Genomic DNA, 17,732 nt, shown 5'->3' with positions numbered 1-17,732 from the left:
TACATGTTATCAAAAATTAGGTGATATACTAATGGAATTAGTGATATATCTTTGATGTCAGTCAAAAAGTTTTATGAATTTTTTAAACATATGATACCTATTAAAAATAGATAATTTATACTCTATAAATTGAATATTACTAACCTTAAACTAATTTACTTTGGGTAGAGTCCCAAATATTTACTTTTCCATTTATTGAGATGAACAAATATTAATATTTCTGAATATTATCGAGGAAATCGTACTTTTCTAAGTATTAATTTTTTTTAACCACTACATCATTGAAAGCATTTCCTTTTTATAAGCAGCCTGATCAGATGGACTGTGGCCCAACTTGCCTGCGCATGGTGGCCAAACATTATGGCAAAACCTTCAGTCTTCAAAAGCTACGTGAGATTTGCGGAATTAATAGGGAAGGTGTTTCGCTTCTGGGCATTAGTGAAGCCGCAGAAAAAATTGGCTTCCGAACTACAGGAATTAAGTTATCCCTACAACAACTTGCCGAAATAGATTTACCGGTTATCCTTCACTGGAACCAAAACCATTTTGTTATACTCTATAAAGTTAAAAATAGTCAATACCATATCGCAGATCCGGCTAAAGGGTTAATTACCTATGCCGAGTCAGAGTTTCTTAAACATTGGTTGAGTACACACAATAACGGCCATAGCGAAGGGATTGTACTAACCCTGTCTCCAACCCCCGATTTTTACAGCCAGGAAGGCGATAAAGCCGATGGCCTGGATTTCAGTTATCTGTTAAAGTATCTTTACCGCTATAAACAGCTTATTGTGCAACTATTTGCGGGGCTGGCTGTGGGCAGCTTATTGCAATTAATACTACCTTTTCTTACGCAAAGCATTGTCGATATTGGTATTAATACTCGCAACCTCAATTTCATTTACATCATCCTTATCGCCCAAAGTATGCTATTTATCGGGAGAATGAGTGTCGATTTTATCCGCTCCTGGATATTATTACACATCAGTACCCGGATTAACATTTCGATACTAACCGATTTTTTAATCAAGCTGATGAAACTGCCCATTAGCTTTTTCGATACGAAAATGACGGGCGATATTATGCAGCGCATGAATGACCAGAAAAGAATAGAAACATTTTTAACAGGTTCTACCTTGAGTGTGGTTTTTTCGATGTTCAACCTGGTTATTTTTGCCGTTGTACTGGCTTATTACAACATCAACATTTTTATCATATTTGCGGTCAGCACGGTTTTATATAGCCTTTGGGTAATCGCTTTTTTAAAAAAACGGCGAACACTGGATTTTAAGCGTTTCGATATCTCTTCCAAAAACCAGACCGCAATTGTACAACTCATTGGCGGCATGCAGGAAATCAAGCTGAACAATTGCGAGCAGCAAAAACGTTGGGAGTGGGAACGAATCCAGGCCGGTCTTTTCCGTTTTAATGTAAAAAGCCTGGCTTTAGGCCAGTACCAGCAGGCCGGTACTTTTTTTATTAATGAGGGGAAAAATATCCTCATTACCTTTTTGGTTGCCAAATCGGTTATCGATGGACAGCTTACGCTGGGCGCTATGATGGCGGTGCAATACATCATCGGCCAATTAAATAGCCCGATAGAGCAGATGCTTGGTTTTGTACAGCAATTACAGGATGCAAAAATATCATTAGAGCGATTAAATGAAATCAGGGAAATGGATGATGAAGAACCCCTGGATAAAACCTTTGTAAACGAATTGCCTTCTGATAAAAGCATTACGCTGCAAAATATATCATTCACTTATCTGGGCGCAGGTAATGAACCAGTTTTATCTCAAATTAACCTCCACATTCCGCAAGGCAAAACCACGGCCATAGTCGGCATGAGCGGAAGCGGCAAAACCACCATTTTAAAGTTATTGCTGCGTTTTTATGAACCGCAAAAAGGCGATATTAAAGTAGGTAACGGTTACCTGAGCCAGATTAGTTTCCGGTACTGGCGTGGTCTATGTGGGGTAGTGATGCAGGACGGCTTTATCTTTTCGGATAGTATTTCAAAAAATATTGCCGTGGGTGATGAATATCCCGATATGGCTAAATTGAAAGATGCCATACATGCGGCCAACATTAGCGAATTTATAGAAAGCCTACCACTTGGCTTAAATACTAAGATTGGTGCTGAAGGTAATGGCATCAGCCAGGGCCAAAGGCAACGGATTTTAATTGCCCGTGCCGTATATAAAAACCCGGAGTATATCTTTTTTGATGAGGCGACCAATGCCCTGGACTCAAATAATGAAAAGGTAATTATGGAAAACCTGGAAAAGTTTTTTAAAGGGAAAACGGTTGTGGTCGTTGCCCACCGTTTAAGCACCGTGAAGCATGCGGACAATATTGTTGTACTGGATAAGGGCATCATTATAGAACAAGGCACACATAAAGAACTTACCAGTGCCAAAGGCGAGTATTATCAGTTGGTTAAAAATCAGCTGGAACTGGGAAATTAAAATGGATAAGGTTTAAGCCAAAACTTAATTAATAATAGTATATGCCAACAGAAGAAATAATCTACCAGGAAACAAATAGCGAAGAGGTCCAGGAAATCATAACCGCTGTACCATCATGGATATTAAGGTGGGGAATTTTGCTGATATTAGCCATATTAGGCGGTTTAATATTACTATCGGCATTGATTGAATATCCTGATGTGGTTAAGGTTAACCTTAAAATAAACTCTTTAAATTCGCCAAAGGCAGTATTGGCCAAACAAAGCGGTAAGTTAACGGCTTTATTAGTACAAGATGGACAAATGGTCAACATCAACCAGCCTTTAGCTTATTTTGAAAGTACAGCAAAACCTGAACACATTTTACAGCTTAATAAAACATTAAAAGAAATTCAGTCAGCTGTTCTCAATAGTACGAAAACACCATTTGGCTTGCCGGAAAATTTGAACCTTGGCGAATTACAAAGCAGTTACCAAAGCTTCTATCAGCAATATTTACAATACCAATCTACCCAAAAAAATGGGTATTATTTAAACCGGATGGCATTCCTGGAAAAAGATTTAAGAGATATAAATGTTTTAAAAGCTCAAATTTACCAGCAGCAAAAAGTACAAAAGTTAGAATATGCAAACCAGGAAGAAGAGTATAAAGCTTACCAGAAATTATATAAAAATAAGGTCATCTCCAGGAGTGAATTTGCACAACAGGAAAACAAATATTTAAGCTCAAAATATCCCTTACAACAAACAGAAACCGCTTTGTTAAACAATGATGGTAATTACAGTACAAAGGAAAAAGAACTATTAGAATTAAAACATACTATTGCCGAAGAACGGGCTAAATTTCTCCAGGCACTGAACCAATGCCTTACGGAAAGCGATGCCTGGATATTACAGCATATTTTAACTGCACCTGTAGCAGGTAAATTGAGTTTCGCAGGTATTGTTCAGCAAAACCAAAATATTTTGAACAATCAGGAGGTGTTTATCATAAACCCAGGCAACAGCGATTTTTTTGGTGAGGTGCAGATACCCCAGTACAATATGGGCAAAATCCGTGAAGGCGAACGGACCCTGGTTAAACTTCGTAGCTATCCTTTTGAACAGTATGGTATGGTTAGGGGTAAACTAACCTACATTTCAGATGTAGCCTATCGGGATAGTGTATTTATAGCCAAAGTTAGCTTTGAGCAATTTGAGAACAAAGATCCCAATCGTAAAATTGTGCTTAAAAATGGTATGCAGGCAGATGCTGAAATTATAACCGAAGAAAGTTCCCTTTTGCAACGTTTTTTCAGGAATATTACAAAAATGATGCGTGGCTGATACCATGAGTTTATTAATATTTAAAGCGTTCAACCCAAATACGAATTGTAGATAGGTAAACATAAATTGTAAACTCTTAATTGCTATTTGCTTATTGATTAATTACTTTTGCGGCAAATAAGACAAAACAAGATGAGCAACACAAGAGGACCAATATCTCAATTTATGGAGCGTAATTACCTCCATTTTAATGCTGCGGCAATGATGGATGCCGCTAAAGGATATGAAACGCATTTGGATGAAGGTGGTAAAATGATGATTACTTTAGCTGGTGCAATGAGTACGGCCGAATTAGGTATATCGCTTGCAGAGATGATTCGTCAGGATAAAGTAGCCATTATTTCTTGTACCGGCGCAAACCTTGAAGAAGATATTATGAACCTGGTTGCACACTCTCACTATAAACGTGTACCTAATTACAGAGATTTAAGTCCGCAGGATGAGTGGGATTTATTAGAAAACCATTACAATCGAGTTACCGATACTTGTATCCCAGAAGAAGAAGCTTTCCGTCGTTTGCAAAAACACATTCAAAAAATATGGATGGATGCAGAAGCTGCCGGCGAGCGTTATTTCCCTCATGAATTTATGTACAAAATGCTTTTAAGTGGCGATTTGGAACAATACTATGAAATTGATCCAAAAAATTCGTGGATGTTGGCCGCGGCTGAAAAGAATTTGCCAATTGTAGTTCCTGGATGGGAAGATTCTACAATGGGAAATATTTTTGCATCTTATGTAATGAAAAAAGAATTAACAGCAACTACCGTTAAAGGCGGCATCGAATACATGGGTTGGTTAGCTGATTGGTATATCGCGAATAGTGGTGGTAAAGGGATTGGTTTCTTCCAGATTGGTGGTGGCATTGCCGGCGATTTCCCAATATGCGTTGTTCCAATGCTTTATCAGGATATGGAGATGGAAAATATTCCTTTCTGGAGCTATTTTTGCCAAATATCTGATTCTACAACTTCTTATGGCTCCTATTCGGGCGCAGTTCCAAATGAAAAGATTACCTGGGGTAAACTAGATATTCATACACCTAAGTTTATCGTAGAAAGCGACGCGACAATTGTAGCACCTTTGATGTTTGCCTGGATATTAAAACAATAATTAGAAAATTTTGCAAAACCAAATTAGTTTTTGTGCCCATTGGAGATAAATTCGAAAAATGGGCTTTTTTGTTAACTGATTGGCCTGAATGCGCATTTGTTTAGAATGATTATAAATTGTATTTCAGGTCAGTTATATGTCATGGGATTTATTAATAAGTTATACTTTTGTTCATGTTTTGGTGGGGATATTTCATCCTTAGCATCAATTTCACAACAAAAAGTAAATTAAATAAGTATAAAGTGTTCATTATGAGAGATATCTCGATGATTTTAAAAAATGTTTGGAAGTCGTTATTCCTGTTTTCAGCTATTTCCGTTATAGCGGTTTCTACCGTTAATGCGCAAGATGCTGCAAATGGAAGAACGCTTTTCAAGGCTAAGTGTACATCATGCCATGCATTAGATCAGAAAATGATTGGTCCGGCCTTAACTGGTGTAACTGATCGTCATCCTGAAGAATGGTTGTTAAAGTGGATTCCAAACAGTGCTGCTTTAATCGCTTCTGGCGATGCAGCTGCTGTTAAAGTTTTTAACGAAAACGGTAAAATTGCAATGACTTCTTTTCCTGAATTGGATGAGACTAAGGTTAAAGACATTTTAGCTTACATAAAAGAAGGCGAGCCAAAACCGAAAGCTGGTGCTGCTGGTACTACTGCACCTGTTGATAATGGTGATGTATCAGGATTATCAATTGCTGGTATCGTAGGTATAGTTTTAGTTGCTATTGTAATTTTAGTAATCTTAGGTCGTGCTTCTAAATTATTAGAGCGCTTAATTTTACAAAAACAAGGTATCGAAATTGAAGAAGATGTGCCTTTGAAGGTGGGTGTTCGCAAAATGTTCAAGAACAAAAAATTTGTTATGTTCTTCATTTTGTGTTTAATTATTGCATTAGGTTCTTGGGGTTGGATGGGTATGTGGAACACAGGTGTTCACACAGGTTATCAACCAGTACAACCAATTAAATTCTCTCATGAGTTGCATGCTGGTATTAATCAAATAGACTGCCAATATTGCCACAACGGTGCGTTTAAATCTAAAAACGCAACAATTCCATCATTAAATGTTTGTATGAACTGCCACAAAGCGGTGCAGGCAAGAGATAATTATGATGGTGAGATTTCTCCTGAGATTAAAAAAATATACAATGCTTTGGGTTACGATCCTGAAACTCAGAAATACGACAAGAGTAAAGAAAAACCAATGGAGTGGGTGCGTGTACACAACCTTCCTGATTTTGCTTACTTTAATCACTCTCAGCACGTAGTTGTTGCAGAAGATGCAATACGTAAAGCTAAAGGATTACAGCCAAATGAGCCTGTATGTTTCGCATGTCACGGCCCGGTTAATACGATGGAAGAAATATATCAGTATTCTCCGTTAACCATGAAATGGTGTATTAACTGCCATAAAGAAACAGATATTTCTGGTCAGAAAAATAATGCTTTCTACGCTAAAGTTATCGAAGCGCATGAGAAAATTAAAAAAGGCGAGAAAATTACACCTGCTTTATTGGGTGGTTTAGAGTGTGGTAAATGCCACTATTAATAGTTAAAGTTTTAGTAAGAACGTTCGATAAACAGTAATATAGCTTAAATGGAAAGCAATAAAAAATACTGGAAAGGCTTAGAGGAGTATAACAATACACCCGATTTTGTTAAAAATAACAAAAACGAATTCGCCGAGCCAATTCCAATAGAAGATGTTTTAAATGAAGCAGGGTTAAGTACCGTTACCCCACGCCGCGACTTTTTAAAGGCGTTAGGTTTTGGTTTAGGTGCGGTAACATTAGCAGCCTGCCAAAGTACCCCGTTAAAAAAATCTATACCTTATCTGGTAAAGCCTGAAGAGGTTACTCCAGGCATTCCTAACTATTATACTTCGAGCTTTAATGGCCAAAGTATTTTAGTTAAAACGAGAGAAGGTCGTCCGATTAAAATTGAACCAAACCCTAATGCAGGTGTGTTCAATTGTGGTACTGATGCAAGGGCACAAGCTTCTGTTTTAGATTTATATGATGTATCTAAATTAAAATCGCCAGTTCTTAAATCAAAAGAAGCAACTTGGAGTGAGGTAGATACTTTCGTTAAATCAGAGTTAGCAAAGGCTCAGGTTTCAGGAAAAAAAATACGCTTAGTTTCATCGACGGTAAATAGCCCTTCTACAAATGCAGTAATTGCTGAATTTATTGCAAAATATCCTGCAGCAAAACTGGTTCAATACGATGCAGTTTCTTACACAGGTATTATTCAGGCCAATCAAAATAGTTTTGGTAAAGCAGTTTTACCAAAATACAATTTCGATAAAGCAGATTTAATAGTAAGTTTTAGTGCCGATTTCTTAGGTACATGGATTAGTGGTGAGGAGTTTACTGCTCAATATACCGCCAACCGTAATTACAAATCCTTAGAAAATAAAAAAATGAGCCGCCACATTCAAATTGAAAGTGGAATGAGCTTAACAGGTACTAATGCAGATACCCGTGTTCCTGTTAAATTATCTGAACAAGGACCTGCTTTAATTGCCTTATATAACGCAATTACTGGTCAGGCTTTACCAGGCGGAACATTACCTAATAATGCAACTGCTGATAAAGTAATTAAATTAGTTGCTAAAGAATTATTACAAGCTAAAGGTAAATCAATAGTAGTTTGTGGTTCGAACGATGTTTCTACACAAATTTTAGTAAACGCCATTAACGCCGCTATCGGCAGTTATGGTACTACTATCGATTTAGATAACCCTTGCTACTTATATGCCGGTAACGATGCCGAATTTAATGGCTTAGTTGCTGAAATGAGCAGAGGAGAAGTTGGTGCTGTTTTATTTTTAAACAGTAACCCTGCTTACGATTATATAGACAGCAAAAAATTTACTGATGCATTAAATAAAGTTCCTGCAAAAATCTCTTTTGCTGATAGATCTGATGAAACTGCTTCAATTTGCGATGCGATTGCAATTGACCATAACTATTTAGAATCTTGGGGTGATGCAAATGCTTACGAAGGATACTACTCAATCGTGCAACCAACAATAAACCCGGTTTTCAATAGCCGTCAGGCAGAAGAAAGTTTATTAGTTTGGGCTGATGCACCTGTTAAAGATTACTACCAATTTGTTCGTAACAATTGGGAAACCAAAATGCTACCTGCGCTTGGTTTGAAATGGAACGATGTTTTAGAAAAGGGTGCTGTAACAGTAGCTGCAAAAACTGCAGTTGCTTATTCTTTCAGCTTATCTTTAGCTGCAGTGGCAACATCAATCGTAAACAGTAGTAAAGGTTTGGCTAAGGATGTTGAATTACAGGTTTATGAAAACATACCAATGCGTGATGGTAAAAATGCAAATAATGCATTCTTACAAGAACTGCCTGATCCGGTTTCAAAAGTAACTTGGGATAACTATGTTGCCATCGCACCGAAATACGCTGAGAAATTAAAAATAAAAGAATTTGATGTTGTAACTGTTAAAGGTAACAATGGCTATTCAATTGATTTGCCTGTTCTTATCCAACCAGGACAAGCACAAGGTACGGCTTCAATCGCATTAGGTTACGGTCGTACTAAAGTTGGTAAAGCGGGTAATGATGTTGGTAAAAATGCTTTCCCTTTTGTTTCTTTTGTAAATGGAACAATGCAATATGCTACTTCGGTAACAATTACACCAACAGGTGCTACTTACGAATTAGCTCAAACACAAACACACCACTCTTTTGAAGGTCGTAATGTAATTCGCGAAGCTTCATTCAAAGAGTATTTAAAAAACCCGGCGGCGGGTACTGGCAAAAGCGAAGAAGGACATAAAAACTATGACCTTTGGGATAAATACGAGCAACCAGGTAATAGCTGGGTTATGGCTATCGATTTAAATGCTTGTACAGGTTGTGGTTCATGTATCGTTGCTTGTAATGTTGAAAATAATATTCCTGTGGTAGGTCGTGATGAGGTTCGCCGTCGTCGTGAAATGCACTGGATTCGTATTGATCGTTACTATAGCTACGAAACACCAACCGGTGATGTAACAAGAGAAAAGGAAATTGCTAAATTGGAAGATTTAGATAACGTTTCTGTAGTTCACCAGCCTATGTTATGTCAACACTGTGATCACGCTCCTTGCGAAACCGTTTGTCCGGTATTAGCAACTGTACACTCATCAGATGGCTTAAACCACATGGCTTACAACCGTTGCGTAGGTACTCGTTACTGTGCGAATAACTGCCCATATAAAGTTCGTCGCTTTAACTGGTTTAACTACTGGAATGATTCTCGTTTCGATAACTATTTAAATAACGAGTTTACTCAACTAGTTTTAAATCCTGATGTAACTACACGTTCACGTGGTGTTATGGAGAAATGCTCAATGTGTATTCAACGTATACAGGCTGGTAAATTGAAGGCTAAAATTGAGAAACGTCCATTAAAAGATGGCGACATTAAAATGGCTTGTCAGGAAGCTTGTTCAGCAAATGCTATCATCTTTGGTGATGCAAATGATCCTAATTCTGAAGTTTCAAAAGCTTTACGTTCTGAGCGTATCTACTACGTATTGGAAGAAATCAACGTGAAACCAGGTATCGGATATATGACAAAAATTAGAAATACAGATACAACAGTACAAGCGTAAGCTTTAGTATAAAGAAAATACAAATTATGTCAGGACATAACGAATCAATACTTAGAGAACCATTAATTACCGGAGATAACATCACGTATGCAAAAATTACGGATGATATTTTAGGCCCGGTAGAAAATAAGCCAAACAAAGCCTGGTGGATTGGTTTCATCTTTGCCTCACTAGGTGCTTTACTTTGGGTTGTAGCAGTAAGCTATACCTTCTGGAATGGCATTGGTGCTTGGGGTTTAAATAAAACAGTTGGATGGGCATGGGATATCACCGGTTTCGTATGGTGGGTAGGTATAGGTCACGCAGGAACACTTATTTCTGCTGTACTATTGCTTTTCCGTCAAAACTGGCGAAACTCAATTAACCGCTCAGCAGAGGCGATGACAATTTTTGCCGTTATTTGTGCTGCAACTTATGTAGTGTCACACATGGGACGTCCGTGGTTAGCTTATTGGGTTTTACCATTACCGAATCAGTTTGGTTCATTATGGGTAAACTTTAACTCGCCATTGGTTTGGGATATGTTTGCAATCTCCACTTATTTCTCTGTATCCTTATTATTCTGGTACACGGGTTTATTACCAGATATTGCAACTATCCGCGACCGTGCAGTTGGTACACGCAGAAAAATTTATTCTATCTTTTCTTTCGGGTGGAGTGGAAGTGTTAAAACGTGGCAACGTTTTGAAGCGGTATCATTAATTTTAGCAGGTATTTCTACACCACTTGTACTTTCAGTGCATACAATTGTATCGATGGACTTTGCAACATCAGTAATTCCTGGATGGCACACTACAATTTTCCCTCCTTACTTCGTTGCTGGTGCAATTTTCTCAGGCTTTGCGATGGTGTTAACCTTATTATTGGTGGCACGTAAAGTTTTAGGTCTTGAAAACTACATCACGATGTTCCACATCGAGTCGATGAATAAAATTATCATACTAACGGGTTCAATCGTAGGTGTTGCTTACTTAACGGAGTTTTTCATTGCATGGTACTCAGGTTCTGAATATGAACAATATGCATTTATCAACAGATCAACTGGTCCTTACTGGTGGGCATATTGGATGATGATGACTTGTAATGTAATCTCACCACAATTACTTTGGTTTAAAAAGATTCGATTAAGCATAAGAGCAACATGGATTTTATCAATTGTTGTAAACATTGGTATGTGGTTCGAACGCTTTGTTATTATTGTAACATCATTACACCGTGATTATATTCCATCAAGTTGGGCAATGTTTTCGCCAACTTGGGTTGACGTGAGTGTGTTTGTAGGTTCAATCGGACTATTCTTTACTTTATTCTTATTATTCTTAAGGGTATTACCGTCTATCGCGATAGCAGAGGTTAAATTATTATTAAAATCTGCAAGTGAGCAAGCTAAAATGAAACAGATTAAAGAAGGGCATGAGAATAAAGAATATGTAACTGAATACGTAGAGTCTTTAGAGAAATTTGATAGTGTTAAACAAGAAGAATACGCAAAAATATAACAATGAGTAATATCAAATATATTTTAGGCAGCTTTGGCGACCCTGACGAAATGATGCATGGCATTGAAAAGCTTCAGGAAAATAACATCACAATACATGATGTATATACTCCAATGCCTATACACGGAATAGAAGCCAAATTAGGAATTAAAAGATCAAGAATCGATATAGCGGCATTTTGCTTTGGTATTACAGGTACCTGCGCAGCTTTCGCTTTAATTTATTTTTGTGCAGTTATTGATTGGAAAGTAAATATTGGTGGTAAACCATCATTTGCATTACCGGATTTTATTCCGATAATGTTCGAATTAACAGTTTTATTCTGTGCTTTCGGTATGGTTTTAACTTATTATGCTTCAACCCATTTATTCCCAGGCAGATCACCAAGAGTAATGGATCTTCGTGCTACTAACGATCGCTTTGTTATAGCAGTAGATGCACATGAAAATGCAGCTCATGTAGTAATTGATGGTTTATTAAAGGATGCTGGTGCTTTAGAAGTAAAGTATAATGAAAGGAAGTATATTAGCTATGAATAAGAATAAATTTGTTTATGCCGCGTTTTTAGCTATCGCTTTTGCAGCTACTTTTTCGGCTTGTAAAGATAAACGCAGTACAGGATTAGAATATGCAAGGAACATGTATGATCCAATTGCTTATAACCCTGATCAGCCAAATAAAAATTTTAAAGATGGTAAAACTGCACAATTACCACCTGCAAACACAAAGCCAGTTGGTTTTGAAGAATACGATGAATATCCTAATACTTTAGAAGGATATAACGAAGCGGGTGCTAAAATGGTTAATCCATTAACTGCAGATAGCATTAACCTGGAGCAAGGTAAACACTCATTTGTTGTTTTCTGTGCACCATGCCATGGTGAAAAAGGAGATGGTCAAGGTCACTTAGTTAAAATTGAAAAGTTTAACGGTGTTCCTTCATACTTAACAGGTGCTTCTTCAAGAGGTGGTAACATGATAGATCTTACTGCTGGTAAAATTTATCATACCATTACATACGGCGTAAATAACATGGGCTCGCATGCTTCTCAAATTTTACCAATAGATCGTTGGAAAATAGTGATGTATGTTCAACAATTACAAAAAGGACAATAAGTAAAGCAGAATATAAATGGGAACTCACAATATTAATTTTAGTGAACAATTTGAGTTTACAGGAAAAGTAAAAACTTTAAGTTTAGTTGGTATAGCTTTAGGCGTACTTGCAGTAGCTTATGGTTTCATTGCCGGAGATAAAGTAATGCATGAGCGTACTTTTGCCAACCTGTTACTTATGGGATACTACTTTGCATGCGTTTGTATGTCTGGTACATTTTTCCTTGCTGTTCAATATGTAGCTCAGGCAGGATGGTCTGCTTCAATTTTACGTGTACCGCAAGCCATGGCAAAAACTTTGCCTATTGCTGCTGTAATACTTGTTGTTATTATCTCCGCAGGTTTATATACGCATAACTTATACCACCATTGGCATGCTGATGGATTAACGGATCCTAATAGTGCTAATTACGATGCCTTGATAGCAGGTAAATCTGTTTTCTTAAATGTACCTTTCTTTTTAGGGCGTCAGGTTTTGTTTTTAGGTATATACAGTATTTTCTCTATAATATTTGTTAAGTTTTCTTATAACGAAGATTTAACTGGGGGATTAAATTCTTACAGAAAAAGCTTTAAAAATGCTTGCATCTTTTTAGTAATTTATGGTTTTACCACTCCAATTTTTGCTTTTGATACCATCATGTCATTAGAAGCTCATTGGTTTTCAACAATGTTTGGTTGGTATAACTTCGCCGCAATGTGGGTTAGCAGTTTAGCAACAATTGCAATCATCATAATTCTATTAAGAAGAGCTGGTTATATGCAATGGGTTAACAATAGCCATTTGCACAACTTGGGTCAGTTTATATTTGGTTTTTCTATTTTCTGGACTTATGTATGGTTTGCGCAGTTCTTATTAATTTACTATGCAAATATGCCTGAGGAAACTATTTATTTCTACAGACGCTTTGAATATTACAAGTTTTGGTTTTTCTTAAACCTTGCAATGAATTTCTTAGCTCCAGTATTGTTGTTAATGGATAGAGACAATAAAAGAACAGATGCTAAATTATTATTTGTGGCTATCGTTGTGTTGTTAGGCCATTGGGTTGATTATTATCAAATGATTATGCCAGGTGCCGTTGAAGATGGACACAATGGTTTCGGAATTATTGAAATTGGTACAGCTATAGGTTTTGTTGGGTTGTTTACTTTTACCGTGTTAACATCATTGAGCAAAAAACCTTTGATAGCAAAGAATCACCCTTTATTACAAGAAAGTTTGCATCATCAGCTTTAGTTGATGATTTTATAAAGCGAATATTTTAATTATTATATAGAAGTACAGCGTACTACTTTTAAGAAAATGAGTTTAAGAAAGTTTATCACGAATAAAACGACCGCAGCTTTAGCAGTATTAATTACTGTTTTTGCAAACACGAGCGTATTTGCGCAAGATGCAGCAGCAGGAGCTGCCGCGGCACCGAAAGTTGATATGGGAGAGGTTTATAAATCAGTAATATTTTATATTCTGGTGTTCCTCGCAATATGTTTATTCATCGCTATTGTGGGTAAAGCAATAAGGGTTTATGAACTAAGTCGCGAAGCGCAAGGTAAACCTGTTGGTATTAACTGGAACAGAGTAAATTCAAGTTTATTTGCATTGTTTTTGGTTTTAGGTTTGTATGGTGTGTATTGGGAATATACCGTTCATGGTTCGATGTTGCTTCCAGATGCTGCCTCGGTGCATGGAAAGCGTATTGATGATATGTTTAACCTGACTTTAATCATTACAACAATTGTTTTCATTGCAACGCACATTTTATTATTTGGATTTTCTTATATCTATAAATATTCTGCAAAAAGAAAAGCTTACTACTATCCTCATAATAATACCATCGAGAAAATTTGGACAATTGTTCCTGCTTTAGTTTTAACGGTATTGGTATTAATGGGTTTCTTAACATGGAGATCAATATTCTACAAAGTTGAAGATCCTAAAAACATGCCAATTCAAATTGAGATGACTTCTGAACAGTTCAAATGGACTATCCGTTATCCTGGAGCTGATGGTATTGTAGGACATAAAAACTATAAATTAACTACCGCATCAAACGCATTAGGGATTGATTTTAAAGATTTGAAATCTCGTGATGATCAAATGGCTGATGAAATGGTAATACCTGTAGATAAGCCGATCAAACTTATTTTAACCAGTAAAGATGTTATTCACAGTTTTTACATGCCTCACTTTAGAGTACAGCTAAATACTGTACCGGGTATGCAAACCGTATTTGAATTTACGCCAACGAAGACAACTACTCAGATGCAACAAGAAACGAATGATCCAAACTTCAAGTTTCTTTTCTACTGTGCTAAAATTTGTGGTTCAGGTCATTATAACATGCAAAAAGTAGTTCGCGTTGTTTCTATGGCTGAATACAAAACCTGGTTAGCTGAACAAAAAACCTATTTAAATGACGATTTAAGAAAAGAATTTAATTTGCCAGTGGCACCTGCTCCTGTAAAATCAGTTTCAGATACAACAGCTACAGATTCTGCAGCTGTTAAAACAAACCAAATGGCTTTAAATAAATAATATACCGAAGAGCGAAAGAATTATGTCAACAATAGCATTACACGACGAACACAATCACGATCACGCTGATCACGGGCACCATAAAGAAACTTTGATATCAAAGTATATCTTCAGTATGGATCATAAAATGATTGCAAAGCAATTTTTGATAACTGGTATTATCATGGCGGTTATTGCAATGGGTTTATCAATTTTATTCCGTATTCAATTGGCATGGCCTGATAAGAACTTCCCTTTCTTGGAAACTTTTTTAGGTAAATGGGCAGAAGGTGGCCGTATAAAATCTGATTTTTATCTGGCACTGGTTACTATTCATGGTACCATCATGGTATTCTTTGTGTTAACTGCAGGATTAAGCGGTACTTTTAGTAACTTATTAATACCGCTGCAAATCGGAGCCAGGGATATGGCATCTCCATTCTTGAATATGCTTTCTTATTGGTTCTTTTTTACTGCATGTATGGTAATGATGGCTTCATTCTTTATTCAAACAGGACCTGCATCAGGGGGTTGGACAGTTTATCCACCTCTTTCAATAATTGAAACTGCAATTCCAGGCTCTGGCTTAGGGATGACAATGTGGTTGATTAGTATGGTACTTTTTGTTGCATCATCATTAATGGGTGGTATAAATTATGTAAGTACAATATTAAACATGCGTACAAAAGGAATGGATCTTTGGAAAATGCCTTTAACCATTTGGGCATTCTTCTTAACAGCTATATTAGGTATATTATCCTTTCCTGTTCTTGTAGCTGGAGTTGTATTAATGGTATTCGATAGAAGTTTTGGAACAAGTTTTTACCTTTCTGATATCGTAATGGGTACAAACATTTTACCTAACGAAGGTGGTTCTCCAATTCTTTGGCAACACTTATTTTGGTTTTTAGGTCACCCTGAAGTATATATTGTAATTATGCCTGCATTGGGTATATCTTCTGAGGTTATCTCAGTAAACTCACGCAAACCAATTTTTGGTTACCATGCAATGGTTTATTCGTTAATTGGTATCACTGTACTTTCGTTCATTGTTTGGGGTCACCACATGTTTGTTACAGGTATGAACCCTTTATTGGGTGGTGTGTTTATGATTACCACTTTAATTATCGCGGTTCCATCAGCAGTAAAAACATTTAATTATTTAGCAACGCTGTGGAGAGGTAATATACGTTTCACTCCTGCAATGTTATTTGCTATTGGTTTAGTATCATTCTTTATTTCAGGTGGTTTAACCGGTATATTTTTAGGTAATGCATCATTAGATATTAACTTACACGATACATATTTCGTAGTTGCCCACTTTCACTTAGTAATGGGTTCTGCTGCTATTTTTGGTATGCTTGCTGGTGTTTATCACTGGTATCCTAAAATGTTCGGTCGTATGATGAATGCTAAATTAGGATATCTACATTTTTGGTTAACGTTCATTGCGGCATACTTGGTATTCTTTCCTTTACACTTCTTAGGGTTAGATGGCGTTCCTCGTCGTTATTATGCCTTTACTGAGTTCGAATTCATGAAGAAATGGTTAACGGTTAACATCTTTGTAACCTGGGCGGCAATTATGGCTGCTTTAGCTCAAGTAGCATTTTTATTCAATTTTTTCTATTCCATATTCAAAGGAAAAGTTGCTACTCAAAACCCTTGGGAATCGAATACTTTAGAATGGACTGCTCCGGTAGAACATTTACATGGAAACTGGCCTGGAGAAATCCCTACTGTTTACAGATGGCCTTATGATTACAGCAAACCTGGCCATGATGTTGATTTTATTCCTCAAACTGTCCCTTTCTCTCAAACAATGAGTTCTAATTTACCTCATGATTTTGAAGGAAATGCAGAAGCAGAAAAAATACAGCAAGATTGGGAATTATCCAATCCTGTGACAGAAAATAAAGGCTAATTATATAGCTTTAACAAATTTTTAAAGGGGTATCTGATTAAGTTTCTGCTTATCCGGATACCCTTTTCACATTAATACATATAATGATCAGCAGATCAGAACAACGTTTTATCAGGATTAATTTTATAACCATAATAGTAACGCTACTGGTTATACTTGCAGGTGGAGTTGTGCGCAGTACAGGTTCAGGCATGGGTTGCCCTGATTGGCCAAAGTGCTTCGACAGGTATATACCACCAACTGATGTATCACAGCTTCCTGCAAATTATAAGGAAAAATATGTTGTAGGCAGAATTAAGAAAAATGAAAAATTCGCCAAATATCTGGATGGAATTGGTAAGAAGGAATTAGCTGACAGTATTAGGCATGATAAAACGATTTCTTTACCTGAAGAATTTAATCCTGCCAAAACCTGGACAGAATACTTAAATCGTTTAGTAGGCGTAGTTGCAGGAATATTTATTTTATTAACAGCCGTTTTCTCTTTCATTTATAGGAAAAGTGCGAAAAGAATATTTTTTTTAAGTATTTTAAATGTATTTATTATTATCCTGCAGGCATGGTTAGGTGCTTTCGTTGTATCAACGAATTTGACACAATGGCTTGTTACAGTACACATGCTTTTGGCACTTGTACTTTTAGGAATATCCATTTACACTTACAGCTATGCAAAACAGTTACATAAAGAACCTTCGGTGATAATGTATCGAATTTTATGGCTTAAAGGATTTTTGTTCTTTACACTTTTAGTTAGCGTTGCTCAAATTATTATGGGTACAGAAGTTAGGGAAGCCGTAGATGCGATTGCAAAATCTTTATCGTTTGGCGGTAGGAATACATGGATAGGAAAGGTGGGAGAAGTTTTTAATTACCACAGAGACATGGCCATATTAGTTGTTATTTGTAATGGTGTTATTTATAAAATGGTTTTAGACAGGTTTAGCGGAAAGGCAGCTCCTTTACTAACTGCAAGATTTATTTTGTTTACATTGTTAATTCAGTTGTTAACAGGATTTGCATTAGCATATATTTCTCTGCCGCCTGTTGCACAAGCATTGCACATATTATTTTCAACAATGCTATTTAGTTTACAGTTTTATTTGTACTTGTTGGTTTATCGCACAAGAACATACAAACAATAATA

At 36.6% G+C, this 17,732-nt stretch carries 12 protein-coding genes; all 12 read left to right on the top strand.

Features of this window, described 5'->3' with window-relative positions; genetic code table 11:
* Positions 1 to 281 precede the first annotated feature (281 nt).
* The 12 genes from IEV50_RS01490 (at position 282) to IEV50_RS01435 (ending at position 17,730) form a co-directional block, all read left to right on the top strand.
* Positions 282 to 2,468 (top strand): peptidase domain-containing ABC transporter, encoded by a 2,187-nt coding sequence (locus IEV50_RS01490; RefSeq protein ID WP_188411482.1) that lies wholly within the window; start codon positions 282 to 284, stop codon positions 2,466 to 2,468.
* A gap of 41 nt (positions 2,469 to 2,509) precedes the next feature.
* Positions 2,510 to 3,793, top strand: a complete 1,284-nt coding sequence (locus IEV50_RS01485) for an HlyD family secretion protein (RefSeq protein WP_188411481.1) — start codon at positions 2,510 to 2,512, stop codon at positions 3,791 to 3,793.
* Positions 3,794 to 3,925: 132 nt separating this feature from the next.
* Positions 3,926 to 4,906, top strand: a complete 981-nt coding sequence (locus IEV50_RS01480) for a deoxyhypusine synthase family protein (protein ID WP_057931708.1) — start codon at positions 3,926 to 3,928, stop codon at positions 4,904 to 4,906.
* A 251-nt stretch (positions 4,907 to 5,157) separates the two neighbouring features.
* Positions 5,158 to 6,456, top strand: coding sequence for a c-type cytochrome (locus IEV50_RS01475; RefSeq protein ID WP_188411480.1), 1,299 nt, complete (start codon positions 5,158 to 5,160; stop codon positions 6,454 to 6,456).
* 48 nt (positions 6,457 to 6,504) lie between these two features.
* Positions 6,505 to 9,531: a TAT-variant-translocated molybdopterin oxidoreductase gene (locus tag IEV50_RS01470; RefSeq protein WP_188411479.1), complete on the top strand. Its 3,027-nt coding sequence runs from the start codon at positions 6,505 to 6,507 to the stop codon at positions 9,529 to 9,531.
* 26 nt (positions 9,532 to 9,557) lie between these two features.
* Complete coding sequence (gene nrfD, locus IEV50_RS01465; protein WP_188411478.1) at positions 9,558 to 11,030, top strand: NrfD/PsrC family molybdoenzyme membrane anchor subunit; 1,473 nt, start codon at positions 9,558 to 9,560, stop codon at positions 11,028 to 11,030.
* Positions 11,031 to 11,032: 2 nt separating this feature from the next.
* Positions 11,033 to 11,569, top strand: a complete 537-nt coding sequence (locus IEV50_RS01460; protein ID WP_188411477.1) for a DUF3341 domain-containing protein — start codon at positions 11,033 to 11,035, stop codon at positions 11,567 to 11,569.
* The gene (locus tag IEV50_RS01455; protein WP_371870259.1) at positions 11,562 to 12,146 is read left to right on the top strand and encodes a c-type cytochrome; all 585 of its coding nucleotides are present in this window, start codon (positions 11,562 to 11,564) and stop codon (positions 12,144 to 12,146) included. Before IEV50_RS01460 ends, IEV50_RS01455 begins: the two co-directional genes overlap by 8 nt.
* 16 nt (positions 12,147 to 12,162) lie before the next feature.
* Complete coding sequence (locus IEV50_RS01450; RefSeq protein ID WP_188411475.1) at positions 12,163 to 13,386, top strand: quinol:cytochrome C oxidoreductase; 1,224 nt, start codon at positions 12,163 to 12,165, stop codon at positions 13,384 to 13,386.
* A gap of 66 nt (positions 13,387 to 13,452) precedes the next feature.
* On the top strand, positions 13,453 to 14,685 hold the full coding sequence (locus IEV50_RS01445) for a cytochrome c oxidase subunit II (RefSeq protein WP_188411474.1): 1,233 nt from the start codon (positions 13,453 to 13,455) through the stop codon (positions 14,683 to 14,685).
* 22 nt (positions 14,686 to 14,707) lie between these two features.
* Positions 14,708 to 16,588 carry a cytochrome c oxidase subunit I gene (locus tag IEV50_RS01440; RefSeq protein WP_188411473.1) on the top strand — a complete coding sequence of 627 codons (1,881 nt, stop codon included), beginning with the start codon at positions 14,708 to 14,710 and terminating at the stop codon, positions 16,586 to 16,588.
* A gap of 83 nt (positions 16,589 to 16,671) precedes the next feature.
* Positions 16,672 to 17,730 (top strand): COX15/CtaA family protein, encoded by a 1,059-nt coding sequence (locus IEV50_RS01435; protein WP_188411472.1) that lies wholly within the window; start codon positions 16,672 to 16,674, stop codon positions 17,728 to 17,730.
* The last annotated feature ends 2 nt before the right edge of the window (positions 17,731 to 17,732 follow it).

It is taken from the genome of Pedobacter mendelii (genome assembly GCF_014635725.1).
Taxonomy (GTDB): Bacteria; Bacteroidota; Bacteroidia; order Sphingobacteriales; family Sphingobacteriaceae; genus Pedobacter; species Pedobacter mendelii.
Note: the sequence above shows the minus strand (reverse complement) of the source record. Positions and strands in the feature narration are given on the sequence as shown.

Coding starts and splice junctions, on each gene's coding strand:
- IEV50_RS01455 (WP_371870259.1), top strand. CDS start 11,562: ATGAATAAGAATAAATTTGTTTATGCCGCGTTTTTAGCTATCGCTTTT.
- IEV50_RS01475 (WP_188411480.1), top strand. CDS start 5,158: ATGAGAGATATCTCGATGATTTTAAAAAATGTTTGGAAGTCGTTATTC.
- nrfD (WP_188411478.1), top strand. CDS start 9,558: ATGTCAGGACATAACGAATCAATACTTAGAGAACCATTAATTACCGGA.
- IEV50_RS01440 (WP_188411473.1), top strand. CDS start 14,708: ATGTCAACAATAGCATTACACGACGAACACAATCACGATCACGCTGAT.
- IEV50_RS01460 (WP_188411477.1), top strand. CDS start 11,033: ATGAGTAATATCAAATATATTTTAGGCAGCTTTGGCGACCCTGACGAA.
- IEV50_RS01470 (WP_188411479.1), top strand. CDS start 6,505: ATGGAAAGCAATAAAAAATACTGGAAAGGCTTAGAGGAGTATAACAAT.
- IEV50_RS01450 (WP_188411475.1), top strand. CDS start 12,163: ATGGGAACTCACAATATTAATTTTAGTGAACAATTTGAGTTTACAGGA.
- IEV50_RS01485 (WP_188411481.1), top strand. CDS start 2,510: ATGCCAACAGAAGAAATAATCTACCAGGAAACAAATAGCGAAGAGGTC.
- IEV50_RS01435 (WP_188411472.1), top strand. CDS start 16,672: ATGATCAGCAGATCAGAACAACGTTTTATCAGGATTAATTTTATAACC.
- IEV50_RS01480 (WP_057931708.1), top strand. CDS start 3,926: ATGAGCAACACAAGAGGACCAATATCTCAATTTATGGAGCGTAATTAC.
- IEV50_RS01445 (WP_188411474.1), top strand. CDS start 13,453: ATGAGTTTAAGAAAGTTTATCACGAATAAAACGACCGCAGCTTTAGCA.